The 25,474-nt window shown below is 71.2% G+C and carries 26 protein-coding genes; 13 read left to right on the top strand and 13 right to left on the bottom strand.

The annotated features are described in order from the left end of the window. Positions 1-28 precede the first annotated feature (28 nt). Together ACK4TT_RS07645 and ACK4TT_RS07640 are read right to left on the bottom strand one after the other, a co-directional pair. Positions 29-1,009 (bottom strand): glycosyltransferase family 9 protein, encoded by a 981-nt coding sequence (locus ACK4TT_RS07645; protein WP_409635092.1) that lies wholly within the window; start codon positions 1,007-1,009, stop codon positions 29-31. Continuing rightward, positions 1,009-2,172, bottom strand: a complete 1,164-nt coding sequence (locus tag ACK4TT_RS07640; RefSeq protein ID WP_410212740.1) for a glycosyltransferase family 4 protein — start codon at positions 2,170-2,172, stop codon at positions 1,009-1,011. Before ACK4TT_RS07640 ends, ACK4TT_RS07645 begins: the two co-directional genes overlap by 1 nt. A 61-nt stretch (positions 2,173-2,233) precedes the next feature. On the opposite strand from ACK4TT_RS07640, the gene ACK4TT_RS07635 reads away from it, so the two are divergent. Further along, on the top strand, positions 2,234-2,983 hold the full coding sequence (locus ACK4TT_RS07635; protein ID WP_410212739.1) for an alpha/beta fold hydrolase: 750 nt from the start codon (positions 2,234-2,236) through the stop codon (positions 2,981-2,983). Further along, complete coding sequence (locus ACK4TT_RS07630) at positions 2,980-3,876, top strand: DMT family transporter (protein WP_409635549.1); 897 nt, start codon at positions 2,980-2,982, stop codon at positions 3,874-3,876. Before ACK4TT_RS07635 ends, ACK4TT_RS07630 begins: the two co-directional genes overlap by 4 nt. Here ACK4TT_RS07630 and ACK4TT_RS07625 read toward each other — a convergent pair. The 3 genes from ACK4TT_RS07625 to ACK4TT_RS07615 form a co-directional block, all read right to left on the bottom strand. After that, positions 3,873-4,727, bottom strand: a complete 855-nt coding sequence (locus tag ACK4TT_RS07625; RefSeq protein ID WP_409635083.1) for an SDR family oxidoreductase — start codon at positions 4,725-4,727, stop codon at positions 3,873-3,875. The two genes, ACK4TT_RS07630 and ACK4TT_RS07625, sit on opposite strands and share 4 nt — an antisense overlap. Before the next feature lie 3 nt (positions 4,728-4,730). Continuing rightward, positions 4,731-5,939: an NAD-dependent epimerase/dehydratase family protein gene (locus tag ACK4TT_RS07620; protein WP_410212738.1), complete on the bottom strand. Its 1,209-nt coding sequence runs from the start codon at positions 5,937-5,939 to the stop codon at positions 4,731-4,733. Between the two features lie 71 nt (positions 5,940-6,010). Then, positions 6,011-6,880, bottom strand: a complete 870-nt coding sequence (locus tag ACK4TT_RS07615) for a UTP--glucose-1-phosphate uridylyltransferase (protein WP_409635077.1) — start codon at positions 6,878-6,880, stop codon at positions 6,011-6,013. A gap of 267 nt (positions 6,881-7,147) precedes the next feature. Here ACK4TT_RS07615 and ACK4TT_RS07610 point away from each other — a divergent pair, with 267 nt between their 5' ends. Then, entirely contained in the window at positions 7,148-7,402 is a 255-nt protein-coding gene (locus tag ACK4TT_RS07610) for a hypothetical protein (RefSeq protein WP_409635074.1), read from the top strand. 77 nt (positions 7,403-7,479) lie between these two features. Here ACK4TT_RS07610 and glmS read toward each other — a convergent pair whose 3' ends face one another. After that, entirely contained in the window at positions 7,480-9,297 is a 1,818-nt protein-coding gene (gene glmS, locus ACK4TT_RS07605; protein WP_409635071.1) for a glutamine--fructose-6-phosphate transaminase (isomerizing), read from the bottom strand. A gap of 122 nt (positions 9,298-9,419) precedes the next feature. On the opposite strand from glmS, the gene glmM reads away from it, so the two are divergent. Beyond that, positions 9,420-10,772 (top strand): phosphoglucosamine mutase, encoded by a 1,353-nt coding sequence (gene glmM / locus ACK4TT_RS07600; protein ID WP_410212737.1) that lies wholly within the window; start codon positions 9,420-9,422, stop codon positions 10,770-10,772. A 155-nt stretch (positions 10,773-10,927) separates the two neighbouring features. Beyond that, the gene (locus ACK4TT_RS07595; protein ID WP_409635065.1) at positions 10,928-11,086 is read left to right on the top strand and encodes a hypothetical protein; all 159 of its coding nucleotides are present in this window, start codon (positions 10,928-10,930) and stop codon (positions 11,084-11,086) included. A gap of 44 nt (positions 11,087-11,130) precedes the next feature. Here the strand turns inward: ACK4TT_RS07595 and ACK4TT_RS07590 are convergent, their stop codons facing one another. The 4 genes from ACK4TT_RS07590 to ACK4TT_RS07575 all read right to left on the bottom strand — a co-directional run bounded on the left by ACK4TT_RS07590 (position 11,131) and on the right by ACK4TT_RS07575 (position 15,320). Beyond that, positions 11,131-12,432, bottom strand: a complete 1,302-nt coding sequence (locus ACK4TT_RS07590; protein ID WP_410212736.1) for a UDP-glucose dehydrogenase family protein — start codon at positions 12,430-12,432, stop codon at positions 11,131-11,133. Between the two features lie 62 nt (positions 12,433-12,494). Beyond that, positions 12,495-13,997: a phosphomannomutase/phosphoglucomutase gene (locus ACK4TT_RS07585; protein ID WP_410212735.1), complete on the bottom strand. Its 1,503-nt coding sequence runs from the start codon at positions 13,995-13,997 to the stop codon at positions 12,495-12,497. A 115-nt stretch (positions 13,998-14,112) separates the two neighbouring features. Then, positions 14,113-15,078, bottom strand: a complete 966-nt coding sequence (locus ACK4TT_RS07580) for an SIS domain-containing protein (RefSeq protein WP_409635056.1) — start codon at positions 15,076-15,078, stop codon at positions 14,113-14,115. After that, complete coding sequence (locus ACK4TT_RS07575) at positions 15,075-15,320, bottom strand: hypothetical protein (protein ID WP_410212734.1); 246 nt, start codon at positions 15,318-15,320, stop codon at positions 15,075-15,077. Before ACK4TT_RS07575 ends, ACK4TT_RS07580 begins: the two co-directional genes overlap by 4 nt. Before the next feature lie 82 nt (positions 15,321-15,402). Here ACK4TT_RS07575 and gpmA point away from each other — a divergent pair, with 82 nt between their 5' ends. After that, a complete protein-coding gene (gene gpmA, locus ACK4TT_RS07570; RefSeq protein ID WP_409635050.1) occupies positions 15,403-16,116 on the top strand; it encodes a 2,3-diphosphoglycerate-dependent phosphoglycerate mutase in 714 nt (237 codons plus the stop codon). On the opposite strand, the gene ACK4TT_RS07565 is transcribed toward gpmA, so the two are convergent. Further along, positions 16,113-17,144, bottom strand: a complete 1,032-nt coding sequence (locus ACK4TT_RS07565) for a tetratricopeptide repeat protein (protein WP_410212733.1) — start codon at positions 17,142-17,144, stop codon at positions 16,113-16,115. The two genes, gpmA and ACK4TT_RS07565, sit on opposite strands and share 4 nt — an antisense overlap. Positions 17,145-17,209: 65 nt before the next feature. Here ACK4TT_RS07565 and ACK4TT_RS07560 point away from each other — a divergent pair, with 65 nt between their 5' ends. The 3 genes from ACK4TT_RS07560 to ACK4TT_RS07550 are packed head-to-tail and all read left to right on the top strand — an operon-like array spanning position 17,210 to position 20,178. After that, positions 17,210-17,662 carry a bifunctional diaminohydroxyphosphoribosylaminopyrimidine deaminase/5-amino-6-(5-phosphoribosylamino)uracil reductase RibD gene (locus ACK4TT_RS07560; RefSeq protein ID WP_409635044.1) on the top strand — a complete coding sequence of 151 codons (453 nt, stop codon included), beginning with the start codon at positions 17,210-17,212 and terminating at the stop codon, positions 17,660-17,662. Between the two features lie 49 nt (positions 17,663-17,711). Next, positions 17,712-18,977: a pentapeptide repeat-containing protein gene (locus tag ACK4TT_RS07555; RefSeq protein WP_409635041.1), complete on the top strand. Its 1,266-nt coding sequence runs from the start codon at positions 17,712-17,714 to the stop codon at positions 18,975-18,977. A gap of 4 nt (positions 18,978-18,981) precedes the next feature. Beyond that, positions 18,982-20,178, top strand: coding sequence for a pentapeptide repeat-containing protein (locus tag ACK4TT_RS07550; protein WP_409635038.1), 1,197 nt, complete (start codon positions 18,982-18,984; stop codon positions 20,176-20,178). 66 nt (positions 20,179-20,244) lie between these two features. Here the strand turns inward: ACK4TT_RS07550 and ACK4TT_RS07545 are convergent, their stop codons facing one another. Then, positions 20,245-20,697, bottom strand: coding sequence for an Hsp20 family protein (locus tag ACK4TT_RS07545; protein ID WP_409635035.1), 453 nt, complete (start codon positions 20,695-20,697; stop codon positions 20,245-20,247). A 240-nt stretch (positions 20,698-20,937) separates the two neighbouring features. On the opposite strand from ACK4TT_RS07545, the gene ACK4TT_RS07540 reads away from it, so the two are divergent. The 4 genes from ACK4TT_RS07540 (at position 20,938) to ACK4TT_RS07525 (ending at position 24,577) form a co-directional block, all read left to right on the top strand. Beyond that, a complete protein-coding gene (locus ACK4TT_RS07540) occupies positions 20,938-21,768 on the top strand; it encodes a class I SAM-dependent methyltransferase (protein ID WP_409635032.1) in 831 nt (276 codons plus the stop codon). An 87-nt stretch (positions 21,769-21,855) separates the two neighbouring features. Further along, entirely contained in the window at positions 21,856-22,722 is an 867-nt protein-coding gene (locus tag ACK4TT_RS07535; protein ID WP_409635029.1) for a class I SAM-dependent methyltransferase, read from the top strand. Positions 22,723-22,807: 85 nt separating this feature from the next. Continuing rightward, on the top strand, positions 22,808-23,116 hold the full coding sequence (locus tag ACK4TT_RS07530) for an SCP2 sterol-binding domain-containing protein (protein ID WP_410212732.1): 309 nt from the start codon (positions 22,808-22,810) through the stop codon (positions 23,114-23,116). Between the two features lie 9 nt (positions 23,117-23,125). After that, entirely contained in the window at positions 23,126-24,577 is a 1,452-nt protein-coding gene (locus ACK4TT_RS07525) for an alpha/beta fold hydrolase (RefSeq protein ID WP_410212731.1), read from the top strand. 43 nt (positions 24,578-24,620) lie between these two features. Here the strand turns inward: ACK4TT_RS07525 and hisN are convergent, their stop codons facing one another. Next, the gene (gene hisN / locus ACK4TT_RS07520) at positions 24,621-25,445 is read right to left on the bottom strand and encodes a histidinol-phosphatase (RefSeq protein ID WP_409635020.1); all 825 of its coding nucleotides are present in this window, start codon (positions 25,443-25,445) and stop codon (positions 24,621-24,623) included. Positions 25,446-25,474 lie beyond the last annotated feature (29 nt).

Here is a 25,474-nt window from a genome sequence, read left to right as displayed (position 1 = left end):
ATGACGAAGGGATACTTCCGTATCAAGGTCATGCCGCTGGGGCGGGGGCCAGAGAATTCGCCGCCTGCGCCACTTGGGCCACACTGAGGTCGTCCAGGTTGTCGGACTGGAGGATGGCCACCCGGCCGCGCGGAGCCGACAGGGCGGGGTCCGACGCCTTCGAGAACAGCACGATGGTGGGCGCCCCGGCCGCGGCGGCCAGGTGCAGCGGACCTGTGTCGTTGCCCACCGCCAGCGCCGCCTTCGAGGCCAGGATGGCGATGCGCGCGAAGTCGGTGCGGCCGGTCAGGTCCCGGGCCCGGGGCGTGGCGCGCTGGATCGCGTGCGCCAGCGCCGTCTCCTGCGGCCCGCCGATGATCACGATGTCGAAGCCGCGCGAATAGAGGATGCGGGCGAGCTCGGAGTATTTCTCCACCGGCCAGCGCTTCTCCAGCCGGTGGGCCGAGCCGCCGGGGACGAGCATGGCGTAGGGCCTGGGCCGGTTCATGCCGGGCGTGGGCCGCTCGGCCGGCGCCTGCTTCAGGATCCACGACAGGTCGGGCAGGGGCGCCGTCCCGGGCTCGGTGGGCGCGTCGGGCCAGATGCCCGCGTACATGAGCTGGTCGGCCTGCCGCTCCAGGGTATGCATCTGATTTCTAAGAGGATTTTTATGTGGCAGCGAACAGCCGAAGGCGACCCCCGACCAGGCCGGCGGGTTCGGCCGCAGGACCTGGAATATACGGTTCGAATGCGCCGAGGTCTGTAGGTCATAGACACGGTCGAAGTTCGCGGCCCGGAGGCGCCGGCGTAGCGCCATCCACTCCGGGAAGCTCTCGGGCCGCCCGCCCGTGTCCACCGCGTTGAAGTAGGGGCACGACCTGGCCAGCGCCTCGAAGGGCGGCGTGGTCAGGAGCGTGATGTGGGCCTTGGGGTGGGCCTGGCGGATCTTCTTCATGGCCGCGAGCGCCAAGACGAAGTCGCCCAGGGCCGAGAGCTTGACGACCAGGATCTTCTCGACCTTGCGGGGCATCAGCCGCGCGCCTCCAGCACGCGCTCGTAGGCGGCGAGCGTCGCGGCGCACATGGCGTCGACGGAGTAGAGCTGGCGGGCCCGCCTTTGGCCGGCCTCGCCCATCTCGGCGCGCCTGGCCGAACCGGCGTCGACCGCGCGGGCCAGCGCCTCGGCCCAGGCCCCGGCCTCGCCCGGCGGAACCAGCCAGCCGGTGATCCCGTCCAGCACCGTCTCGGTGACGCCGCCGTGGTTCGAGGCGATCACGGGCCGCCCCATGGCCTGGGGCTCCACCGCCGCGCGGCCGAACGATTCCGGCACGATCGTCGGCAGGATGGCGAGGTCTGCGAGCAGGTAGGCGGCCGGCATGTCGTCACAGTGCCCGACGATCCTTACGGCCTCCTGAAGACCGGCCTCGGCGATCGCCTGGGCCAACTCCTCGGAATAGCCGGTGCGCCCCTGGTCGTCGCCGGCGAACAGGATCAGGAAGTCGCGCCGGCCCTGGGCGGCCAGTCGACGGGCGGCCTCGATGATCGTCAGGTGTCCCTTGATGCGGGTGAGGCGCCCGGCCAGCAGGATCTTCGTGCGCGGGTCGTTCGGCGCGATCCCCCAGGCCGCCCGCAGGGCCTCGACGCGCTCGGCGGTCACGAAGCCTGGGTTGAACCGGTCGAAGTCCACGCCGCGCGGGATGGTGACGATCCGGGCCGGGTCGATCCGGTGCTCGGCCAGCACGTGGTCGCGGGTGTAGTCCGAATTGGCGATCACGAGGTCGCCCCGGGTCATCACCGCGTTGTACCAGCGCTTCAGCCCGCTCCTGGCCTTGTAGACGCCGTGGTAGGTGGCCACGAACGGCGTGCCGGTCGCCTGGGCCGCCCACAGCGCCGAGAACGCCGGGGCGCGGCTGCGGGCGTGGACCAGGCTGACCTTCTCCTTGCGGATCAGGTCCACCAGCCGCGCGGCGTTGCCCAGGATGACCAGCGGGTTCTTGGTGTGCACCGGCATCTGCGCCAGACGGGCGCCGTCGGCCTCCAGGCGCGAGACCATCCGGCCGCCGCGCGTGGCCACCAGCGCCCGGCCGCCGGCGGCGATCACCGCGCGGGCGATGTCGATGGTGCTCTGCTCGGCGCCGCCCGTGTCGAGCTCGGGGATGACCTGCAGCAGGGTGAAATCGGCGGGGAGGGCCACGGTCCTTCTGATAGCCTGAAACGCTGGCGCGTAAACACCGCGGGGGCTTAAGACCCGTCACATGAGCGAGACGAGCGGATTCCTCGAACGCCCCGACGGCGAACGGCTGGCCTGGCGCAAGGTGGACGGGCGGGGCCCCGCGGTGGTCTGGCTGGGCGGCTTCAAGTCCGACATGACCGGGACGAAGGCGCAGGCCCTGGCCGACTGGGCGCGGGCCACGGGGCGGGCCTATCTCCGTTTCGACTACTTCGGTCATGGCGAGTCCTCCGGCGCCTTCGCGCGTGGCACGATCACGCGCTGGCGGGAGGACGCCCTGGCCGTGCTGGACGCGCTCACCGAGGGCGAGGTGGTGCTGGTGGGCTCGTCCATGGGCGGCTGGATCGCCTGCCTCGCCGCCATGGCCGCACCCGCGCGGGTCAAGGCCCTCGTGCTGATCGCGCCGGCCCCCGACTTCACCGAGAAGCTGATGAGGCCCGAAATTCCGCCCGAGGGTCTGGCCGACCTGGCGCGCGACGGCGTGTGGCTGCGGCCCAGCGAGTACGGCGAGCCCTATCCGATCACCCAAAGCTTGCTCGAGGACGGCGCCCGCTGGTCGATCCTGGAGGCCCAGGAGGTCCCCATCGAGGTCCCCGTGCGCGTGCTCCAGGGCGGGGAGGACCCGGACGTGCCCTGGGCCCACGCCCTCCAGCTCGCCCAGGCGATCAAGGGCTCCGACGTGGTGTTCACGCTGGTGAAGGACGGCGACCACCGCCTGTCGCGGCCGCAGGACATCGCCCGCCTGATCGCCGCGGTCGAGGAGGTGGTCCCCTGAGTCTCGCCGCCCTCTGGCGCGCCGCCCCGCTGCTGCTGGCGGCCACCATGCTGTTCTGGGCCGGCAACTCGATCGCCGGCCGGGCGCTGGCCGGCCTCACGCCGCCGGTGGCGCTGTCGTTCTGGCGCTGGGCCGGCGCGCTGGTCCTCGTCACGCCGCTGGCCTGGCCGCACCTGAAGCGCGACCTGCCGCTGCTCCGGCGGCGGTGGGGGCTCATCGTGGCGCTCTCGCTGATGGGCGTGGCGAGCTTCGGGGTGCTGCTCTACTTCGGGCTCCAGACGACCACGGCGCTGAACAGCGTGCTGATGCAGGCGGCCATCCCGCCGCTGGTCATGCTCTTGGGTTGGCTGGCGCTGGGCGACCGCGTCAGTCGCTGGCAGGTGGCGGGGGTCGCGCTCTCGCTGGCCGGCGTGCTGTCGGTGGTGGCCAAGGGGCGGCCCTGGGACCTGCTGCACCTGGGCCTCAACGCCGGCGACGGCCTGATCCTGATCGGCGTGGCGCTCTACGCGGTCTATTCGCTGATCCTGCGCCGCCGGCCCGACGTCCACCCGCTCAGCCTGCTCTGGGCCACCTTCGTGGTGGCGGTGCTGGTCCTGGCGCCCCTCTACGCCCAGGAGATCGCAGCCGGCCGCCGGATCACGGCCACGCCCGAGGCCCTGGCGGGGATCGCCTATGTGGCCGTCTTCCCCTCCTTCCTCGCCTACCTCTTCTACAACCGCGGGGTGGAGCTGGCGGGCGCGGCCCGTGCCAGCCAGTACCTGCACCTCCAGCCGATCTTCGGCGCCGTCCTGGCCGTGCTGCTGCTGGGCGAGGCGTTCCGGCCCTACCACGCCGCAGGCATGGCCCTCATCCTGGCCGGCATCCTCGTCTCGGGGCGAAAGGCCGAACGCTAGCCGCCGGCCGCCAGGATCGCCTTCAGGCCTTCGCGATAGGTGGGATAGGCCGGCCGCCACCCGAGTTCGGCCTTGGCGAGCGCGTTCGAGACCCGCTTGCTCTCGGCGTAGAAGCGCATCGCAGACGGCGGCAGCCGGGCCTCCTCCAGCGATATCTCCGGGGGAGGGGCCATCCCGAGCAGGCCCGCCGCATAGGCGACCACGTCCGAATTGGCCGCCGGCTCGTCGTCGCAGAGGTTGTAGATCCCGCCCGCCCGGGGGCGCGCGATCGAGGCATCCAGTCCCGCCGCCAGGTCGTCCACATGGATGCGCGAGAACACCTGTCCGGGCGCGACGATCCGCCGGGCCTTGCCTTCGCGCAGCCGGTCGAGGGCCGAGCGGCCGGGGCCATAGATGCCGGGCAGGCGGAAGACGGTGACGGTCAGGCCCATGCCCCGGCCCACCTCCAGCCAGTCGCGCTCGGCGCTTACCCGGCGCGCGCCCTCCACGGACTGGGCGGCCAGACGGCTGCGCTCGGTGACCCAGCGGCCGCGCCGGTCGCCATAGACGCCTGTGGTCGAAAGGTACCCCATCCAGTCGGGGAAGGCGCCGCCTGCGGCCAGGGCCGGGACGAGGGTCTCCAGCCCCGGGCAGCCGCGTTCGTCCGGCGGGGCGGTCACCAGAACCGCCTGGGACCTGGCCAGCGCGTCGGCGAGCGCCGCGCGGTCGTCCACGGGCACGGCCTCCACGCCGTCGGCCGTCAGCCGGTCCGGATCGCGGCGGAAGCTCGCCGCCACGTCCCAGCCGCGGGCCTTCAGCCGCCGGGCCAGCGCCTGTCCTGAGAACCCGTAGCCGAAGACGAACAGCCGCAACCGCTACTCCGCCGCCACCCGGGGCGGGCGCGCCGCGATCGCCCGTGCGCGCTCGGCGTTCCAGGCCGAGACGCAGGGGATCTTCGACAGATCGGCACGGTGGGCGTAGGCCCGCGCGATCTCGGCGACTTCCAGCAGCAGCCCCTCCTCGAGCGTGATGGGGTCCAGGCCATAGCCCAGCAGGCGCTTGTTCTCCACGCACAGCTCGTTCTCGTCGGCCTCCTGCCGGGGATTGGGCAGGTGCGCCACCGCCGCGCCCGTGAGGCGCGCGACCATCTGCGCGAGCTCGCCCACGCGCCAGCACTCGGTCATCTGGTTCATCACCTTCACCCGCTCGCCGCGGGCCGGAGGGTGCATCAGCGCCAGCTCCACGCAGCGCACCGTGTCCTGGATGTTGATGAACGCCCTGGTCTGGCCGCCCTTGCCGTGGACGGTGAGCGGGTAGCCGACGGCGGCCTGCATCAGGAACCGGTTCAGCACCGTGCCGTAGTCGCCGTCGTAGTCGAAGCGGTTGATCAGCCGCGGGTCGGCCCGCGTCTCCGCCGTCTGGGTGCCCCAGACGATGCCCTGGTGCAGGTCGGTGATCCGGAGGCCGTCGTTCCGGGCGTAGAACTGGAACAGCAGGGCGTCCTGGGTCTTGGTCAGGTGGTAGATCGAGCCCGGATTTGGCGGATAGAGGATTTCCTTCGGCGCCCAGCCGTCGGCGCCCTCGACCTTCACGGTCAGGTAGCCCTCGGGGATCGGCACGCCCGCCGTGCCGTAGCCGTAGACGCCCATGGTGCCCAGGTGGGCCAAGTGGATGTCGAGGCCGCTGTCGACGATGGCGGCCAGGACGTCGTGGGTGGCGTTGAGGTTGTTGTCGACCGTGTAGCGCTTGTGCCTCGCCGACTTCATCGAATAGGGGGCGGCCCGCTGCTCGGCGAAGTGGACGATGGCGTCAGGCCGGAATCCCCTCAGCAGCGACAGGAGGCCGTCGTAGTCCTTGCCAACGGTCAGGGCGTGGGCGGCGATGGTCCGGCCCGAGACCTCGCGCCAGGCGGCGGTCCGCGTCTCCAGGCTTTCGATGGGGGTGAGCGAGCCCGCGCCCAGCTCCTCGTCGATGGCCCGCCGCGAACCGTTGTCGACGATGGCCACCTCATGATCGCGCGCCGACAGGTGCAGCGCCGTCGGCCACCCGCAGAAGCCGTCTCCGCCGAGGATCAGTACCCGCATCGTCGCTCCCAGTCCCGAGAGCCCCACCCCTTCCGTTACGGCTAACGCACGGACGGGGATCGGGGAAGGCGCTAGAGAAGATCGAGGATGGCCTTGCGGGCCGCGTCCCTGAGGTCGGGGCGCATCAGGGCGAAGGCGACGTTGGCGCGCAGCAGGCCGATCTTGTCGCCGCAGTCGTAGGTCGTCCCCTCGTATTCCAGGGCGTGGAAGTCCTGGCGCTTCATCAGGTTGGCCATGCCGTCGGTGAGCTGGATCTCGCCCCCGGCGCCGCGGCCTTGCGTCTCCAGGATCTCGAAGATCTCGGGCTGCAGGATGTAGCGGCCCGAGATGAACAGGTTGGAGGGCTCGGTCCCCGGGGCCGGCTTCTCGACCATGCCGGTCATGCGGTTGAGGCGGCCCTCATGCCCGTCCAGCGCGACGATGCCGTACTTGTGGGCCTCGCCCTCGGGGGCGGGCTCCACCACCACGATGTTGCCGCCGACCTTCTCGTAGGCGGCCACCGCCTGGGCCAGCGCCGGCGGGGAGGCGGTCATCAGCATGTCGGGCAGCATGACGGCGAAGGGCTCGTCGCCGATCACGTCCCGGGCGCACCAGACGGCGTGCCCCAGGCCCAGCGGGGCCATCTGGCGCACGAAGCTCATCTGGCCGGGCTTGAGCACGTCGCGGCGCACCTGCGCCAGGATGTCGGCCTTGCCCTTGGTCTCCAGCGCCTGCTCCACCTCGGGATTGGCGTCGAAGTAGTCCTCGATCGCCTCCTGGCCGCGGCCCACGATGAAGACGAAGTGCTCCACGCCCGCCGCCAGGGCCTCCTCCACCACGTAGGACAGGATCGGCCGGTCCACGACGTTCAGCAGGTTCTTCGGGGTGGTCTTGGCGGCCGGCAGCACCCGGGTCCCCAGGCCCGCCACCGGCAGGACCGCCTTACGCACGCGCTTCGTCATTCATCCCCTCCGAATGGCTCCGGCCTTTCCGGCCCGAGGTCTGGCCCGGGCCCTGGCCGAAGCCAAGCCGTTGCGGCGGCCTTCAAACGCCCGTTCCCGCGCCGCGATCCCGGATGTCAGCAGGGAGGCGGACTAGAGGAGGCGGCCCCCGAAATCCACAACTCGCCGCGACAAAATTCCCGCATAGCGCGCGATCACGATTTTGAGATCACGAGAACTTGTGTACCTTGGGGCGTCGGGGGATTCACCCTCAGGGGAGCCTACTCAATGAAGCTTCGCATTCTGACCGTCGCCGCCGCGGGTGTCCTGGCCCTGGGCCTGGCGGCTTGCCAAAAGAAGGCCGAAGAAGCTCCGGCCGCCACGGGCACGGAAGCCGCCGCGCCGGCCGACGCCACGGCGACCACGCCGCCGGCCGACGCCATGGCCACCACGCCGCCGGCCGACGCTGCGGCCACGCCGCCCGCCGACGCCGCCGCGACGCCGCCGGCCGACACCGGCGCGATGGCCCCCGAGAAGAAGTAAGCTTCTTCCTCGGATCGAAGATAAGCGCGGCCGCCCCCCTTGGGGCGGCCGTTTGCTTTTGGGGCCTGTCGGCTCGGCTACTCCACCGTCACCGACTTGGCGAGGTTGCGGGGCTGGTCCACGTCAGCGCCCTTCAGCACGGCCACGTGGTAGGCCAGAAGCTGGATCGGGGCCGACATCACGAGCGGCGCGATCAGCGGGTCGCACTTCGGCGCCGTCACCACGACCTTGGCGCCGGCCGGCGCGTGGCGCTCGCCTTCCGGGTCGGTGATGAACACCACCTGGCCGCCCCGGGCCATCACCTCGCTCATGTTCGAGGCCGACTTCTCGAAATAGCTGTCGTGGGGGGCCAGGATGACGATCGGCGTCTCCTCGTCCACCAGGGCGATGGGGCCGTGCTTCAGCTCGCCGGCGGCGTAGCCCTCGGCGTGGATGTAGCTGATCTCCTTCAGCTTCAGCGCGCCTTCGAGGGCCAGCGGGTACATCGGGCCGCGGCCCAGGTAGAGCACGTCGCGGGCCTTGGCCACGTCGTGGGCCACGCCCTGCACGGCCTCTTCCAGGTTGATGGACTCGGCGATCAGGCGCGGCGCCTCGACCATCACGCCCACCAGCCGCTTCTCCTCGGCCGCGTCGATCCGCCCGCGCGCGCGGGCCGCAGCCACGGCCAGCGCCGTCAGCACGCTGACCTGGGCGGTGAAGGCCTTGGTGGAGGCGACCCCGATCTCTGGGCCGCAGTAGATCGGCCAGACCACATCGGCCTCGCGGGCCATGGTCGAGCCCTGGGCGTTGACGACCACGGCGGTCTGCAGGCCCTTGTCCTTGCAGTAGCGCAGGGCCGCCAGGGTGTCGGCCGTCTCGCCCGACTGGGAGATGGCCACCATCAGGGTGTTCCCCCGAAGCGCCGGCTGGCGGTAGCGGAACTCCGAGGCCACGTCGACGTCCACCGGCAGGTCGGCCAGGGGCTCGATCAGGTACTTGCCCACCAGGCCCGCCAGATAGGCGGTGCCGCAGCCGACCATCTGGATGCGGTCGATCTTCGAAAGGTCGACGCCCTGGAAGGTCGTGGCGCCGGCCACCAGGTCCACATAGGCCGCGATGGTCCGCTGGCAGCCCTCGGGCTGGTCGTGGATCTCCTTCTCCATGAAGTGGCGGTAGTTGCCCTTCTCCATGAGCGCCGGGGACTGGGGCACGATCTGCACCGGCCGCTCCACCGGTCGGCCGTCCTCGTCGAACACCCGGGCCGAGGCGTGGTCGATGGCCACGTAGTCCCCGTCCTCGAGGTAGGCGACCCTGTTCGTGAAGGGGCCGACGGCGAGCGCGTCCGAGCCCAGGAACATCTCGCCGTCGCCGTAGCCCACCACCAGCGGCGGGCCGCGCCGGGCGCCCAGCAGCAGGTTTTCCTCGCCGTCCACCATGATCACCAGGGCGAAGGCGCCGCGCACCTGGTCGAGCGTGGCCTTGAAGGCGTCGAGCGCCGTCCTGCCCGAGGCCAGCTCGCGGTCGAGCAGTTGGGCCACGACCTCGGTGTCGGTGTCGGTCCGGAACGTGCGTCCCTCGGCCTGGAGCCTGGTCTTCAGCTCGGCGAAGTTCTCGATGATGCCGTTGTGGACCAGCGTCACGCGGCCCGCCTGGTGGGGGTGTGCGTTGCCTTCCGTGGGCGGACCGTGCGTGGCCCAGCGGGTGTGGCCGATGCCCACGGTGGCCTTCAGCGGCTCGGCCGCCAGCACCTCTTCCAGGTTCTTCAGCTTCCCGGACGCGCGCCGCCGCTGGATGCCTTCCGAGGTGAAGCCCGCCACGCCGGCCGAATCATAGCCGCGGTACTCGAGACGCTTGAGGCTCTCGATCAGGCGCTCCTGGACGGGGCTGTTCCCGACGATGCCGATAATGCCGCACATGTGGCTCTGGCTTTCCTTGTGCTAGACGCGGGGTTGTGGTCCCCGGGCTGTAGGGGCGGCTTTAGCATCGGCTAAGCTCCCGTCGACTAAATCTCCGTTTCGGATCGTTTCGAGAACACCCCATGAGCAAGCGCGCCTACTTCGGCACCGACGGCATCCGCGGCCAGGCCAACCGCCATCCCATGACCGCCGAGGTCGCGCTGCGGGTCGGCATGGCGGCGGGCAAGCTGTTCATGTCCAGGGACGACCGCCGCCACCTGGTGGTGATCGGCAAGGACACGCGGCTGTCTGGCTACATGATCGAGCCGGCCCTGGTGGCGGGCTTCACTAGCGTGGGCATGGACGTGCGCCTGTTCGGGCCGCTGCCGACCCCGGGCGTGGCCATGATGACCCGGTCCCTGCGCGCCGATCTGGGCGTGATGATCTCGGCCTCGCACAACGCCTACCACGACAATGGCATCAAGCTGTTCGGCCCCGACGGCTACAAGCTCTCGGACGAGCGCGAACTGGAGATCGAGGCCCTGATGGACCAGGGCCTCCAGGAGGGCCTGGCCGCCCCCGACGCACTCGGCCGCGTGCAGCGGATCGACGACTGCCAGGCGCGCTATGTCGAGATCGCCAAGGCGACCTTCCCCAAGGGCCTCAGCCTGTCCGGCATGCGCATCGTCGTCGATTGCGCCAACGGCGCCGCCTACAAGGTCGCGCCCGAGGCCCTGTACGAGTTGGGCGCCGAGGTGATCCGCATCGGCGTCGAGCCCAACGGCTTCAACATCAACCAGGAGTGCGGCTCCACCCATCCCGACGCCATGTCCCGGGCCGTGAAGGAGTACCGGGCCGACATCGGCATCGCCCTCGACGGCGACGCCGACCGGCTGGTGATCTGCGACGAGAAGGGCCAGGTCGTGGATGGCGACCAGATCATGGCCATGATCGCCGGCGCCTGGGCCCGCGGCGGCCGGCTGCTGGGCGGCGGCGTGGTGGCCACGGTGATGTCCAACCTGGGCCTCGAGCGCTTCCTGAAGGCCCGGAACCTGAAGCTGGAGCGGACCCAGGTGGGCGACCGGTATGTCATGGCCCGCATGCGCGAGGGCGGCTTCAACCTCGGCGGCGAGCAGTCGGGGCACCTGATCCTCTCCGACTTCTCCACCACCGGCGATGGCCTGCTGGCGGCGCTGCAGGTGCTGGCGGTGCTGAAGGAGAGCGACCGGCCGATGAGCGCGCTCGCCCGCCAGTTCGAGCCCGTGCCCCAGAAGCTGGAGAACGTCCGTTTCGCCGGCGGCAGGCCGCTGGAGGCCGAGACGGTGAAGAAGGTCCTGGCCGACGCCGAGCAGCGCCTGAACGGCTCGGGCCGCATCGTGGTCCGCGCCTCCGGCACCGAGCCCCTCATCCGCATCATGGCCGAGGGCGACGACGAGAACCTGGTCAACCAGGTGGTCAAGGAGATCGCCGGGGCGGTGAAGAAGGCCGCCGCCTGACGGGGCGTGATTTCACGAGGTCCTGATCGCCGCGCGCAGGAAGGGCGCGCGGCCAGACCGCGGCATACCTACCCAAGCCTGAACGGTTGTGTCACAGTCGTCACATCCAGGCGGCTCGACCCGCCCGGGACTAGAGAATGCATGGGGAGGATTTGATGCGCGACCTCGCGTTCCGAGGGGCGGCGCGGCAGGCGTGGCGTCCGGCCACGTCGATCGCTTGCCTCGTTTTCGTGGCCCTGCTGGCGACGGCGTTCTGGACCGGGGCGGTCTGGATCGCCCAGGCGGTGATGCGGATCTTCGCCCTGGGAGCCTGACTCCACGAGCCTGACCCCGGAAGCCTAGGCTCTCCAGGGTCCTGTCATCGCCGTCCGACGCTCGTATAGGCGAAGCCGCGCGCCCGCATGTCGTCGGGCTTGTAGATGTTGCGCAGGTCCACGAGCACCGGCTGCTTCATGAGCAGCTTGATCCGGTCGAGGTCCAGCGCCCGGAACTGATCCCATTCGGTGATGATCACCAGCACGTCGGCGCCCTCGGCCGCGGCGTAGGGGTCCGACTTGAACTCCACCTTGTCGAGCAGGCCCCGGGCCTCGCCTGTCCCCTCCGGGTCGAAGGCCTGGATGATCGCGCCCCTGTCCTGGAGCGCCGGGATGATCGACAGGGACGGGGCGTCGCGCATGTCGTCGGTGTTCGGCTTGAACGTCAGGCCCAGAACACCCACCCGCTTGCCCTTCAGGTCGCCGTTCAGGGCGCGGACCACCTTGCGGGCCATGGCGCGCTTGCGGTCGTCGTTCACCCGGACCGTGGTCTCGATGAGCTCCAGCGGCGTCCCGGCGTCGCGGGCGGTCCGCACCAGCGCCAGCGTGTCCTTCGGGAAGCAGGAGCCGCCGTAGCCCGGCCCGGCGTGCAGGAACTTGCCGCCGATGCGGTTGTCGAGGCCCATGCCGCGGGCCACCTGCTGGACGTCGGCGCCCACCGCCTCGCAGAGGTCGGCCATCTCGTTGATGAAGGTGATCTTCATGGCCAGGAAGGCGTTCGAGGCGTACTTGATGAGCTCGCTGGTCCGCCGGTTGGTGAACACCATCGGCGTCTCGTTGAGGTAGAGCGGCCGGTAGAGCTCGCGCATTACCTCGCGGGCCCGCTCGTCCTCCGTCCCCACGACGACCCGGTCGGGCCGCTTGAAGTCCTCGATGGCCGCGCCCTCGCGCAGGAACTCGGGGTTGGAGACCACGGCCACGTCGGCGTCGGGCCGGACGCGCTTGAAGATGGCCTCGATCTCGTCGCCGGTGCCCACCGGGACCGTGGACTTGGTGACCACCACCGTGAAGCCGCCCACCAGGGCCGCGACTTCCTCGGCCGCGGCGTAGACGTAGGACAGGTCGGCGTGGCCGTCGCCGCGGCGCGACGGGGTGCCCACGGCGATGAACACCGCGTCGGCGTCGTGGACCGAATCCAGGCCCGTCGAGAAGAACAGCCGGCCGGCCTTCACATTCTGGGCGACCAGCACGTCGAGGCCGGGCTCGAAGATCGGGATGCCGCCGGCCTTGAGCCACTCGATCTTGCCAGCGTCCTTGTCGATGCATGTGACCGTGTGCCCGAAGTCGGCGAAGCACGCGCCGCTGACCAGACCCACATAGCCCGTGCCGATCATCGCCACTTTCATGGGGAGTGTCTCCGAACGCCGATGAGGCCGCGCTTTGGCACGCGGCGGACGGGGCCGCTAGCTCAAATTTCCTGGTTGTAGGCGCCCACCTCCGGGCGTTTGGCGAGCCGGGGCTTCACCTCCTCGCGGAAGAGGCGGCGCATGTCGGCCTCGGACTGGGTGCTTTCCACCACCACCACCAGCTCGGGCTTGTTGGACGAGGCGCGCACCAGCACCCAGGAACCGTCCTCCAGGGCCACCCGCACGCCGTTTACGGTGACGAGGTCGGCGATCTTGCGGCCCAGGATCGTTCCGCCCGCGGCGGCCAGCGCCTGGTACTCGCGCACCACGTCCTCGACGACGGCGTACTTCACCTCGTCGGCGCAGTGCGGACTCATGGTCAGCGAGGTCCAGGCCACCGGCAGGGCCCGCTTCAGGTCCGAGAGCCGCTTGCCGGGGTTGCGGTCGAGCATGGAGAGGATGGCCGCGGCCGCCACCAGGCCGTCGTCGTAGCCGCGCCCGATCGGGGCGTTGAAGAAGAAGTGGCCGCTCTTCTCGAAGCCTGCGAGCGCGCGAAGCTCGGCGGTCTTGCGCTTGATGTAGCTGTGGCCGGTCTTCCAGTAGACGGTCGTGGCGCCGTTGGCCTTCAGCACCTCGTCGGTGGCGAAGAGGCCGGTGGACTTCACGTCCACCACGAAGGTCGCGTCCTTGTGCAGCTCCGACAGGTCGCGGGCAAGCATCAGGCCGATCTTGTCGGCGAAGATCTCCTCGCCCTCGTCGTCCACCACGCCGCAGCGGTCGCCGTCGCCGTCGAAACCCAGGGCGAGGTCGGCGTCATAGGTCCGCACAGCCTCGGCCATGGCGTGCAGCATGACGCTGTCCTCGGGGTTCGGATTGTACTTGGGGAAGGTCCAGTCGAGCTCGCAGTCCATCTCGACCACCACGGCCACGCCCATTCGGCGCAGGGCCTCGGGCGCGAAGGCCGCGGCCGTGCCGTTGCCGCAGGCGGCGACCACCTTCAGCGGCCGCGCGATCCGGCCGCGCGAGGCCACGTCGGCGATGTAGCGCTCGGCGACGCCCGCGATATGGGCCACCGAGCCGCCGGGACGCTGCCTCCACTCGCCCTTGAGCACGATCTCCTTCAGCCGGCCCATTTCGTCGGGGCCGAAGGTCAGGGGCCGCTGGGCGCCCATCTTCACGCCCGTCCAGCCGTTCTCGTTGTGGCTGGCGGTGACCATGGCCACGCACGGCGCGTCCAGGTCGAACTGGGCGAAGTAGGCCATCGGCGAGACGGCCAGCCCGATGTCCAGCACCTCGCAGCCGGCGGCCACGAGGCCGATGGTCAGGGCCTGCTTGATCGACAGCGAATAGGACCGGAAGTCGTGTCCGACGACGATCCGCGTCTGGCCCAGCTCGTGGATGTAGGTCCCCAGGCCAAGGCCCAGGGCCTGAACCCCCAGGAGGTTGATCTCGGGTCCGAACAGCCAGCGCGCGTCGTACTCGCGGAACCCCGTGGCCTTCACCAGCGGCTGGACTTCGTAGTCGAAGGTGTTGGCGACGAGGTCGGCTCTGGGCGCGGGCAGCATCGGAACTCCGGCGTTACGGTCGGGGGGCTCTGTTTACTTGAGCGGAGGTCGCCAAGGCCATCCCGAACGCGTGATGGCCGAGCCTGGTTCTCGGCCCGGATCACGGGACCGTGGCCTACATCACCCCCGCGCGCAGCAGGTCGTGGACGTGCAGGACCCCGACCGGCCGGCCGTCGTCGACCACGAACAGCACCGTCACGGCGGGCGGCGGATCGCTCATCAGGGCCAGGGCCTCCGAGGCCAGCATCTCGGGCGTGACAACCTTCTTCGGGCCGGGCGTCATGACCTCGTCCGCCGTGTGGTCCATCAGGCCGTCGATATGGCGGCGCAGGTCGCCGTCGGTGATGACGCCGGCCAGGCGGCCCTCGCCATCCAGCACGCCCACGATCCCCCAGCGCTTCTCGGACATCACCAGCAGGGCCTGGCGCATGGGCGTCCCGACCTCGACCAGGGGGAGCTCGTCCGCGCCGTGCATCAGGTCGCCCACGGTGCGCAGCATGGCGCCCAGCTTTCCGCCCGGGTGGAAGACGTGGAAGTCCCGGGCCTGGAAGCCCCGGCGCTCCAGCAGCGCCACGGCCAGCGCGTCGCCGATGGCGATCTGCAGGGTGGTCGAGGTGGTGGGGGCGTTGACTTCGGCCGTCGCCTCGGACGTGTCGGCGAGTTCGATCACGATGTCCGCCGCGCGGCCCAGCGCGCTGCCTGGCTGGGCCGTCACCCCGATGAGGGGAATCTGGAAGCGTTTGGCGTAGGCCAGCACGTCGGCCAGTTCGCGCGCCTCTCCCGACTTGGACAGCGCCACGATCACGTCGCCGGGACCGATCATGCCGAGGTCGCCGTGGCTGGCCTCGGCGGGGTGGACGAAGAAGGCGGGCGAGCCGGTCGAGGCGAAGGTGGCCGCCATCTTGCGGGCCACGTGGCCCGACTTGCCCATGCCGGTGCAGACGATCCGGCCCTCGGCGGCGAACAGCAGGTCGACGGCCTCGGCGAAGGGACCGTCCAGGGCCTCGGCCTGGGCCGATAGCGCGGCGGCTTCGGCCTGCAGCACGCGGCGGCCGACGGCGATGGTGCGGTCGGCGCTCATTGCGACGGCGCGATCGCTTGGTTCTGGATGTTGCGGACCGCCTCGCGCGCTTCGTTCACGCGCCGCTGGGCGGCCTCGTGTTCGCGCTGCATGGCGGCCTTCACCTCGGGCGTCTGTTGCACGGGGGTGTGACCGAACGGCTCGGGCGAGCGGGCGCCCAGGCCCTGCGGCCAGACCAGGGAAAGCGCGACGGCGGCCAGGGCGGCGATCCCCAGCAACGGCAGGTAGAAGCGATCCAGCATGGGCCGTTCCTATAGACCGCGCCGGCTTGACGGCGAAGCCCCCGCGCCCTAGCCCGACGCTCCGCCTTCGAAGGAGCCCGCCTTGCCCACCCTGATCCTCCTGCGTCACGGCCAGAGCCAGTGGAATCTCGAGAACCGGTTCACCGGCTGGGTGGACGTCGACCTGACCGCCCAGGGCGAGGCCGAGGCCAGGAAGGGCGGCGAGATGATCAAGGCGGCGGGCCTGGCCATCGACCGCTGCTTCACCTCGGTGCTGACGCGCGCCATCCGCACCTCGTGGCTGGCGCTGGCCGCCGCCGGCCAGGCCTTCGTCCCCGAGGTGAAGGACTGGCGGCTGAACGAGCGCCACTACGGGGCGCTCACGGGGCTCGACAAGGCCGAGACCGCCGAGAAGCACGGCGAGGCGCAGGTCAAGATCTGGCGCCGGTCCTACGACATTCCGCCGCCGCCCCTGGCCGCCGGTTCCGAGTACGACTTCTCCAGGGACCGCCGCTACGCCGGCGCGCATCTGCCCGACACCGAGAGCCTGAAGACCACGCTCGATCGCGTGCAGCCCTACTGGGAAAGCGCAATCGGTCCGTGCTTGACCCGCGGCGAGACCCTGCTGGTCGTGGCCCACGGCAATTCCCTGCGGGCGATCGTGAAGCTGCTGTTCGGCGTGTCGGACGACGCCATCGTGGGCGTCGAGATCCCTACCGGCAATCCGCTGGTCATCGAGCTGGACGCCGGCCTGAAGCCCGTCGCCGCCCGCTACCTCGACGCCGAGCGGGCGACCACCCTTCCGGCCCTTCCCTAGGCGCCTTTGCGCAGGCCGAGCGCCGCGAGCTCGGCCTCGACCTCGTCCAGCACCGAGGCCCAGTCGCCGGCCTCCCGCTGACGAAACAGGCGGACGGTGGGGTACCAGGGACTGTCCGCGCGGTCGCGCAGCCAGCGCCAGTCGAGGCCGCGCCGGGGCAAGAGCACCCAGGTGGGCGCGCCCATGCTCGCGGCGAGGTGCGCGACCGAGGTGTCCACGGTGATCACCAGGTCGAGGCCCGCGACGATCAGCGCGGTGTCGGCGAAGTCCCGGGCGCCGGTGGCCTCGGGCGCGAGGTCGAGGCCCAGTCCGAGCAGCCGCCGGGTGGAGGCCGGGTCCAGGGAGCGGTGGGCGTCATGGGTGTGACTGGGCCGCCCGCGGGCGATCACGCCGACGCCGCCCCCGCGGCCGCGCCAGACCACGGGCGTGGGCAGGGGCGGGGGAAGGTTCTCCAGCGTCACCCCAAGCCGGAGCGGCAGCGAGCCGAGCAGGACCCAGTAGTCGCCCTGGAACGGCGCGGCGCCGACGACCCCGGGCGCCAGGCGGGCGTGGCGGTTCTGCATCAGGCGCATCAGGGGCGGCGAGCAGACGTAGGTCACGCCGGCGTTCGGCGGCAGCATGGGCAGGAAGCGCGCGAACTGGATCTGGTCGCCGAAACCCTGCTCGCCCAGCACCACCAGCCGCTTGCCCGCGAGGTCCTCGCCCCGCCACTCCGGGAGATGGTCGATGGAGGGGATGTGGAGTCCCGGCTGCCGCCGCCGCCCTTCGTAGTGGGGCCAGGCCTCGGCGTAGGCGCCGCGGGCGAGGAGTTGCATGGCCAGGCTGAAGGCCGACGGCCCGTTGCCGGGGTCGAGCTCGAGCACGCGCTTGAGGACGGCCTCGGCCTCGTCGAACCGCTCCTGGGCGATCAGCAGGACGCCCAGGTTGTGCAGCACCTTGGGGCTTTCCGGCAGGCTGCGGTAGCCGCGCTCGGCGGCGTCCAGACGCCCCGCCCGGTGTTCGGCCACGGCCAGATCGAACTCGTCCATGGCCGCCTCCTAGCACAGGTTTTCGGGCTTGGCGCCGATGGGGCGATGGGAGACAAGCCGAGGCCATGGACCACGACGCCGACCACATGCGCCGCGCCATTTCGCTGGCGCGGGCCCAACTGGGACGGACGGCCGACAATCCGGCCGTGGGCTGCGTGATCGTCCGCGACGACGTGGTCGTGGGGGAGGGCGCGACCGGGGACGGCGGGCGCCCGCACGCCGAGGAGATCGCCCTGGACCGCGCCGGCGACGCCGCCCGGGGCGCCGTGGCCTTCGTGACCCTCGAGCCCTGCGCCCAGAGGTCCAGCGGCGCGCCTTCGTGCAGCGAGCGCCTGGTCGACGCCGGCGTGGCCCGGGTGGTCGTGGCCTGTCCCGATCCATCGGTGTTCGCCGCCGGCCGGGGCGCCGAGCGCCTGCGCGCATCCGGCGTCCCATGCGACCAGGGGTTGCTGGCTGCGGAGGCGGAACCCCTCTACGCCGGCTATGCGCCGGCTAAATCTCTGGAAATGCGTCGTTAATCGGTGCCGGCTAACCTTGTTCCAAGAACTGTCGGACGGCCCTGGACCGATGCCTGTAAGTCACGCCAAGAGCCTCGTCGTAGGCCGCCTCAGCCAGGCTGACGTCGAGGCCGTCTGCGCCAAGCACGACCGGCTGTGGAGCTCCAAGCCGGGCGGCGCGCGGGCCGTCTTCGCCTGGAAGGACCTCTCGGGCCTCGACCTCTCGGGCAAGAACCTCTGCGACGCCGACTTCACCGGCGCCATCCTCACCGACTGCAGGCTGATCAACGCCCGCCTCGACAACGCCATCCTCTTTGGGGCGGACCTGCAGAACGCCAAGCTCCAGGACGCCTCGCTGCGCCGGGCGGACCTGCGCGCGGCCTGTCTGCGCAACGCCGACCTGACCGGCGCCGACCTCTTCGAGGCCGATCTGCGGGAGGGGGCGCTGGCCGCGGCCGACCGCAAGTTCGGCTTCCGCCGGCTCGAGACCGGCCATCCCACCGCGCCCGGCGAGATCCAGGGGGCGATCCTGGCCGGCGCCAACCTCGAACGCTCGCGGCTGTCGGGCGTCATGGCCGTGCGCGCCGACTTCACCGATGCGGTGCTGCGCGACGCCAAGCTGATCCGCGCCAACCTGAAGCAGGCCTCGATGAAGGGCGCCAATCTGTCCGGCGCGGACCTGTCGGGCGCCGACCTCGCCGGGGCCGACCTTCGCGACGCCGTGCTGGTGGGCGCCAAGACCGTCGCCTGGAACGTGATGGACGCCAACCTGTCGGGTGTGCTCACCGACGAGCCCACAGGCAAGACGCCGTCCGATCTGCCCTACAAGACCATGATCCGCGACCACGCCCGCTGGTGCGAGACAGGCGGGGAGGAGGGCAAGCCGTCCGTGTTCGACAACGCCGACCTGCGCGAGCTGGGCAGCGTGCGGGGGTTCAACCTGACGGCGCTGTCGGCCAAGGGCGCGGTCTTCTACGGTCTCGACATGGAAGGCGTGCAGCTCCAGGGCGCTCACCTCGAAAACGCGGACCTGCGCAACTGCAACCTGCGCCGGGCCGACCTGCGCGGCGCGCGGCTGGTGGGCGCCAAGCTGTCCGGCTCCGACCTGCGCGACGCCCAGATGGGCCCCCTGTTGCTGGGCAGCGAGCGGGTGATGCCCTGCAACCTCACCGGCGCGGTGCTGAAGAACGCCGACCTGGCAGGCGCCGACCTGCGCCACGCCCTGCTGGCCGACGCCGACGTCAGCCGTGCGAATTTCGTCGGCGCCCACCTGAAGCAAGCCGACTTCGCCCGCGTGATCCGCACCGGCGCCCGCGGCCTGGACGAGGTCATCTGACCCCTTGGCCGAGCGGGACCCGAAGCCCGGCCTGACCGGGCGACGCCGGCTCTCGGAAGGAGAGCTCAAGATCCTGCTGGACGCTCACGCCCGGCATGCGGCGGGCCAGGGCGGCAAGCGCGCGACCCTGCCGTTCGTGGATTTCTCCGGCCTGGACCTGTCCGGCCGCGACCTGTCGGGCGCGGACTTCTCGGGCTCGGTGTTCGACGGGGCCAGGCTCGCGCGGGCCAAGCTCGCCCGCGCCAGGCTGGCCGGCTGCGACCTGCGCGGCGCCGACCTGCGCGGCGCCGATCTCTCGGGCGCGGACCTGCGCGGCGCCTGCCTGACGGGCGCCAACCTCGCCGGGGCCGACCTGACGGGCGCCGACATCCGTCCGGGCAAGGTGGCCCGGCCCCACCCGTCCAAGGGCTTCCCGGCCGTGGTCGAGGAACCGCGCGAGGGTCAGATGGACGGCGCGGTGCTCTCGGGCGCAACCCTCGACAACTCGCGGCTCGACAGCCTGCACGCCGTCGACGCCGACTTCTCGGACTGTTCCTTGCGGGGCGCGGAGATGGGTTCGGCGAACCTCCGGGGGGCCAACCTCTCGGGGGCGACGCTCGCCAACGCCGACGTCGCCGGGGCGAACTTCGAGGGTTGCGACTTCGCTGGCGCGGACGTGGCGGGGGCCACCCTGGCGGCGGCCCGCACCGTCGGCGCCAGGCTGGGCCAGGCCAAGGCTCCGCCCAGCCGCGACGCGGTGCTCCGCATCGGCCAGCTCGTGCGCGCCGCGCGCGCCCATGACGCCTGGGTCCGTTCGGGCGGCAAGGAGGGAGAACCGGTGAACCTGGACGGCGAGGACCTGCGCCCGGCCGCGGCCGAGCTCAAGGGGCTGCGCCTGACCGCCGCGAGCGCCAAGGGCGCCTGCCTGGCCGGCCTGGACCTGAGCGGCGTCCATCTCCAGGGGGCCAATCTTGAGGGCGTCGACCTCGTCGGCGCGAAGCTCGCGGGCGCGGACCTGCGCGGCGCCCGCCTGGCCCAGGCCAACCTGACCCGGGCCGACCTGACGGACGCGACCCTGTCGGCCCTGCCTCTGGCGGGAGGACGCACGACGCCCGCGAATCTGGCCGGCGCCAGGCTGCGCTACGCCAGGCTGGACGGGGCGGATCTGACCGGCGCCGTGCTCGACGGGGCCGACACGCGCGGCTGCCGCCCGCCGATCTGACGCACGAAAATGGGCGGCGCCCTCGCGGACGCCGCCCCGGTTTCTCGCTGAGAGGCGCGTGAGCCCTTAGGCCGCCTTCTCGCCTTCGATCAGCTTGGATTGGCCGGTGGTGATGTCGATCCGGCGCGGTTTGAGAGCCTCGGGAAGCTCGCGCTTCAGCGAGATCGACAGCAGGCCGTCGGCCAGGTTGGCGTCGGTCACGACCACGTAGTCCGCCAGCTGGAAGCGCCGCTCGAAATTGCGCTCGGCGAGGCCGCGGTGCAGGAACCGGCGGTCGTCCTCGTTGGCGGCCTTGCGGCCCTGGACGGTGAGGAGGTTTTCCTTCACCTCGACGTTGAGTTCTTCGGGACGGAAGCCCGCCACCGCGATGTCGATGCGGTAGGCGTTCTCGTCGGTCCGCTCGATGTTGTACGGCGGATAGCCCGCGGCGGCGTCGGCCTGGGCGGTCTCGAGCAGCGAGGCCAGGCGGTCGAAGCCCACGACGGAGCGATAGAGGGGGGAGAAGTCGATCGTACGCATGCGGTCACATCCTTCTTGTCAAGCAAGGTTGCGTCTTTGGCGGTCGCCTGCGGTCCCTTGAGGCCCCGCGGGCGCCGGAAGGCCCGGAAATCCAGCGCCTCCGTGAATAGAGGTAGGGGGCGGTCCCCCACGTTCAAGGGGGCGCTCAAGGGGGCGTCATGGACGCCGGCCAAGCCCCCTTGCGCGCGGCTCAGGTGTCCGTAGGGTCGAGCTCCCCGAACCGGATTCTCCGAGGCCCTCATGTTCCGCAACCTCGCCGCCGCCGCAGCCCTCGCGGTCGTCGTCGCCAGTCCGGCGCTCGCCGCCGACGCCCAGCTGAAGGCCGCCGTGGACGGCGCCCAGCGCGCCGAAGCGCACAAGGTCCGCGACGTCCACCGCCACCCCGTCGAGACCCTGACCTTCTGGGGTCTGAAGCCGGGCCAGACGGTCGTCGAGATATCCCCCGGCACGGGCTACTGGACCGAGATCCTGGCGCCCTACGCCAAGGCCACGGGGGGCAAGTACGTGGCCGCCGTGGCCGACCTCGACAATCCGAAGCTCTCCGACGGCGCGCGCAAGGGCCGTGCCGACTTCGAGGCCAAGTACGCCGACGCCGCGACGTTTGGCCAGATCGCCTACGTGGGCTTCGGCCCGGTCTCCAAGCCCCTGGGCGCGGCGGGCTCCGCCGACCTTGTGATCACGGCCCGCAACATCCACAACTGGGCGACCCAACCCGGGATGCTGGACAAGGCCATGAAGGACTTCCACGACGTCCTGAAGCCGGGCGGCGTCCTGGCCGTCGAGGAGCACCGCAAGGACCCGAAGCCCGAAGCGCCGAACTGGAACGACGGCTACATGTCGGAGGCCACGGTGATCGCGGCGGCCGAGAAGGCCGGCTTCAGGCTCGCGGCGAAGTCCGAGATCAACGCCAATCCGAAGGATGCCAAGGACCATCCGTTCGGCGTGTGGACCCTGCCGCCCACGCGCCGCACCTCGGCCACCGGCCAGGCCGACCCGAGCTTCGACCGCACGAAGTACGACGCCATCGGCGAGAGCGACCGCATGACGCTGAGGTTCGTGAAGGCCGGTTGACCTTCGCGCTTTGACCGGAGGGGCCGATCCGGCTACGTCGGAAGCGGGCGGGCGCCGGGGGGCGGACGAGACAGGGTGGCGTCATCGATGAACCTGTTTTCGCGCCGGGCGGTGCTGGCGGGCGCCGCCGGGCTCGCCGCGTGCGGCCGCAAGCCCGCCGCGCCCGAGAAGGCCAAGGCCGCCGATCCCAAGACCATCGAAGGCGCCGTGGCCGGTGACTGGCGGCTGCCCGCCGACCGCGCCCGCGACCCCTGGCGCCATCCGGCGGAGAGCCTGAAGTTCTGGGGGCTGAAGCCCGGCTGGACGGTGGTCGAGTTCTGGCCCGGCGCGGGCTGGTACACCGATATCCTGGCGCCTTTCCTGGCCGCCACGGGCGGCAAGCTCTACGCGGCCCAGCAGCAGCCGGCGGACGCCGCCGACACCGCCACCCGCGCGATCCTCGACGCCTACGCCGCGCGGTTCGGGAAGAACGGCCGGCTCTACGGCAAGATCGAGATCACCGCCTTCGGACCGACCAGCGGGCCGGTGGCCCCCGACGGCTCCGCAGACCTCGTCCTCTTCCTGCGCAACCTGCACAACTGGATGGCCATGGGCGTGGCGGAGAAAGCGTTCCGCGACGCCTTCCTGGCCCTCAAGCCCGGCGGCGTCCTGGGGATCGAGGAGCATCGCGCCGCGCCCGGCGGCGTGCCCGATCTGCTCGCGTCGGACGGCTATGTGGAGCAGGCCTACGCCATCAAGCTGGCCGAGGAGGCGGGCTTCAGGCTGGCGGCGACCAGCGAGATCAACGCCAATCCCAAGGACACCCGCGATCACCCGTTCGGCGTGTGGACCCTGCCGCCGGTCCGGCGCTCGTCGCCCCTGGGGCAGCCCGACGATCCGGCCTTCGATCACGCCAAGTACGACGCCATCGGCGAGAGCGACCGGATGACGTTGAAGCTCGTCAAACCCGCATGAGCTTCGAATAACGCCGTAACGGGCGGTTTACACATTTCGCGCCTAAGGCGAAGCTCAACCGCGAGTCGGGGGAGCGACTTGGCCGATGCCGACGCTTGAGGAACTGACGGAGCGAATACGCGCCGCCGCCGCGTCGGGGGCCGGTCTCTCGCGCTCGGTCCGCCTCGATCTGAAGGGCGAGGGCATCATCCATCTCGACGGCGCCGCGGTCACCAACGACGACAGGCCCGCCGACCTGACCGTCACCATCAGCCGCGCCGACCTCGTCGCCCTGGGCAAGGGACAGCTCGATCCGATGCGGGCGATGATGACCGGCCGCATGAAGCTGTCGGACATGGGGGTCGCCTTCGCGCTCCAGTCCGAGATTCAGAACCTGTTTTCGAAGGCCGTGTAAGCGACTCCGATGACCGAAGCCGCGCCCCTGCTGGATATCCCCGAAGCCCCGGTCCCGCCGGGCGGCGAGGCGTCGTGGTTCATCGGCGCCGACGGGGCCAAGCTGCGCGCGGCGCTGTTCCGCCCTTCCGGCCCGGCGCGGGGCTCCGTGGTGCTCTCCGGCGGTCGCACCGAGCCCATCGAGAAGTATTACGAGGTCGTCCGCGATTTCCTGGCCCGGGGCTTCGTGGTGCTGGTCCACGACTGGCGCGGCCAGGGCCTGTCGCACCGCACGCTGGCCGACCGGCTCAAGGGCCACGCGCGCGGCTACCAGGCCTTCCTCGACGACTTCCGCCGCCTGCTCGACGCCTATGAGGCGCGGCTGCCGAAGCCCTGGATCGCGGTGGGCCATTCCATGGGCGGCTGCCTGACCCTGCTGGCCCTGGCGCATGGCGAGAAGCGCTTCGCCGGCGCGGTGTTATCGGCGCCCATGCTGGGCATCCAGTTCGGCCGCAACCCGCGCGCCGCCGTGATCGCGCGCACGCGCCTCAACCTGATGTTCGGGCGCGCCGGCCGCTACACGCCCGGCGGCCCGGGCGAGCCGCTGGAGGAGACCTTCGAGGGCAATATCCTCACCCACGACCGGCGACGCTTCGAACGCTACCAGGCCCAGGTGGCCGCCAATCCCGATCTCGCGCTGGGCGGCCCCACCTGGGGCTGGCTGGACTTCGCCCTGCGCGCCACCGCCTTCCTCGCCCGCCCCGAGCGGTTGCGCGGAGTGACCATCCCGGTCGAGATCGTCTCGGCCGCCGAGGACCGCCTCGTCGACAATGCGGCCCAGGCCGCGGCGGCCCGGAATCTACCGCAGGGACGGCTCGTGACCGTGCCCGGCGCCTACCACGAAATCCTGATGGAGACGGACGACATGCGTAACATCTTCCTGAAGGTCTTCGACGCGCTCACCGGCAAGACCGCGCCGAAGCCCTCCGAAGGCCCGAAGCCGGCCGCCCCGACCCCGCCCAAGCCGGTGGAGGCCGCCAAACCGCCCGAGGCCCCAAAGCCCGCGCCGACCCCGGAGCCTGCGCCTGCGCCGGCCACGGCCGCCCCGAAGACGGCGGCGAAGAAGCCCGCGGCGAAGAAGCCGGCCGCCAAGAAGGCGGCGGCGCCGAAGAAGGCCCCTGCGCCGAAGGCCGCCAAGAAGCCGGCGGCCGCGAAGTCGGCCGCGCCGGCCAAGGCGAAGGCTCCCGCCAAGGCCAAGGCTCCGGCTAAGACCCAGGCCAAGGCTGCGAAGCCGGCGGCCAAACCCGCCGCGGCCAAGAAGGCTCCGGCGGCGAAGAAGCCCGCGGCGGCCAAGACGCCTGCCGCCGCCAAGGCGCCTGCGGCCAAGCCCGCCGCCGCCAAGGCCCCGGCCGCCCCGAAGACAGCGGCGAAGAAGCCCGCGGCCAAGAAGCCGGCCGCCAAGAAGGCTCCGGCCAAGAAATAGTCTGATCTGCGCGCGCCTCCTCCTGGACCGGAGGAGGCCGCTTTCAGTTGGCCGACCGCCTCAGCGCGACCAGCGCCTCGTCGAGGCACGCCCGGTCGCCCGCGATGGCGATCTGGCCGCCGTTCGGCCCGACCGGCCGGCCCCGCCAGTCGGTGACCAGCCCCCCCGCGCCCTCGATCACCGGGATCGCGGCGTCGATGTCCCAGGCCTTCAGCCCGGCCTCGACCACAAGGTCCATCGTGCCCGCCGCCACCATGGCGTAGGCGTAGGCGTCGCAGCCCAGCCGCGCGAGTCGCGCCGCCGCCCGCACCTGGGTCCAGGCCCCCAGCTCCGCGCCGGTGAAACATCCCTCGGGATCGGTGGTGGCGATGATCGCGTCCGTCAGCTTCGGACACGACCGCACTCTCAGGGGCGTCTCGGTTCCGCGCCGCACCAGCCGCGAGCCCGCGGCCTGGCCGATGTAGACCTCGTCAAGGAACGGCTGGCCGATCGAGCCCAGCACGGGCCGGCCCTGGTGCCGCAGGCCGATCAGAACGCACCACAGCGGCAGGCCCGCGATGAAAGCCCGCGTGCCGTCCACCGGGTCCAGCACCCAGACGAACTCCGCGTCCGGACGGTCCTCGCCGTACTCCTCGCCGATCACGCCGTGGTCGGGATAGCGCGCGGCGATCAGCGCCCGGATCGCGCGCTCGGCGCCCCGGTCGGCCTCGGTGACGGGATCGAAGGCCTTGTAGCCCTGGCCGCCCGTCCCCTTGTCGTGCAGGCCGTGGTCGGCCCGGAACAACGGCAGGATGACGTTCGCGGCGGCGCGGTTGAGCTCGAGCAGGAAGGCGTCCAGCTCGGCGAGGCGGGGGGCGGAGAGCGACATGTGTCCGCTTTAGCAGGCGTGGGCGGCGG

It is taken from the genome of Phenylobacterium sp. (assembly GCF_046463815.1).
Lineage (GTDB): Bacteria > Pseudomonadota > Alphaproteobacteria > Caulobacterales > Caulobacteraceae > Phenylobacterium.
This window is presented reverse-complemented; position numbering and strand designations above follow the sequence as displayed.

Bases quoted from the DNA above. Each gene is read 5' to 3' on its own strand.
- ACK4TT_RS07645 (WP_409635092.1), bottom strand. From the start codon at position 1,009: ATGCCCCGCAAGGTCGAGAAGATCCTGGTCGTCAAGCTCTCGGCCCTG.
- ACK4TT_RS07635 (WP_410212739.1), top strand. From the start codon at position 2,234: ATGAGCGAGACGAGCGGATTCCTCGAACGCCCCGACGGCGAACGGCTG.
- ACK4TT_RS07620 (WP_410212738.1), bottom strand. From the start codon at position 5,939: ATGCGGGTACTGATCCTCGGCGGAGACGGCTTCTGCGGGTGGCCGACG.
- ACK4TT_RS07615 (WP_409635077.1), bottom strand. From the start codon at position 6,880: ATGACGAAGCGCGTGCGTAAGGCGGTCCTGCCGGTGGCGGGCCTGGGG.
- ACK4TT_RS07610 (WP_409635074.1), top strand. From the start codon at position 7,148: ATGAAGCTTCGCATTCTGACCGTCGCCGCCGCGGGTGTCCTGGCCCTG.
- glmS (WP_409635071.1), bottom strand. From the start codon at position 9,297: ATGTGCGGCATTATCGGCATCGTCGGGAACAGCCCCGTCCAGGAGCGC.
- glmM (WP_410212737.1), top strand. From the start codon at position 9,420: ATGAGCAAGCGCGCCTACTTCGGCACCGACGGCATCCGCGGCCAGGCC.
- ACK4TT_RS07595 (WP_409635065.1), top strand. From the start codon at position 10,928: ATGCGCGACCTCGCGTTCCGAGGGGCGGCGCGGCAGGCGTGGCGTCCG.
- ACK4TT_RS07590 (WP_410212736.1), bottom strand. From the start codon at position 12,432: ATGAAAGTGGCGATGATCGGCACGGGCTATGTGGGTCTGGTCAGCGGC.
- ACK4TT_RS07585 (WP_410212735.1), bottom strand. From the start codon at position 13,997: ATGCTGCCCGCGCCCAGAGCCGACCTCGTCGCCAACACCTTCGACTAC.
- ACK4TT_RS07580 (WP_409635056.1), bottom strand. From the start codon at position 15,078: ATGAGCGCCGACCGCACCATCGCCGTCGGCCGCCGCGTGCTGCAGGCC.
- ACK4TT_RS07575 (WP_410212734.1), bottom strand. From the start codon at position 15,320: ATGCTGGATCGCTTCTACCTGCCGTTGCTGGGGATCGCCGCCCTGGCC.
- ACK4TT_RS07565 (WP_410212733.1), bottom strand. From the start codon at position 17,144: ATGGACGAGTTCGATCTGGCCGTGGCCGAACACCGGGCGGGGCGTCTG.
- ACK4TT_RS07560 (WP_409635044.1), top strand. From the start codon at position 17,210: ATGGACCACGACGCCGACCACATGCGCCGCGCCATTTCGCTGGCGCGG.
- ACK4TT_RS07555 (WP_409635041.1), top strand. From the start codon at position 17,712: ATGCCTGTAAGTCACGCCAAGAGCCTCGTCGTAGGCCGCCTCAGCCAG.
- ACK4TT_RS07545 (WP_409635035.1), bottom strand. From the start codon at position 20,697: ATGCGTACGATCGACTTCTCCCCCCTCTATCGCTCCGTCGTGGGCTTC.
- ACK4TT_RS07540 (WP_409635032.1), top strand. From the start codon at position 20,938: ATGTTCCGCAACCTCGCCGCCGCCGCAGCCCTCGCGGTCGTCGTCGCC.
- ACK4TT_RS07535 (WP_409635029.1), top strand. From the start codon at position 21,856: ATGAACCTGTTTTCGCGCCGGGCGGTGCTGGCGGGCGCCGCCGGGCTC.
- ACK4TT_RS07530 (WP_410212732.1), top strand. From the start codon at position 22,808: ATGCCGACGCTTGAGGAACTGACGGAGCGAATACGCGCCGCCGCCGCG.
- ACK4TT_RS07525 (WP_410212731.1), top strand. From the start codon at position 23,126: ATGACCGAAGCCGCGCCCCTGCTGGATATCCCCGAAGCCCCGGTCCCG.
- hisN (WP_409635020.1), bottom strand. From the start codon at position 25,445: ATGTCGCTCTCCGCCCCCCGCCTCGCCGAGCTGGACGCCTTCCTGCTC.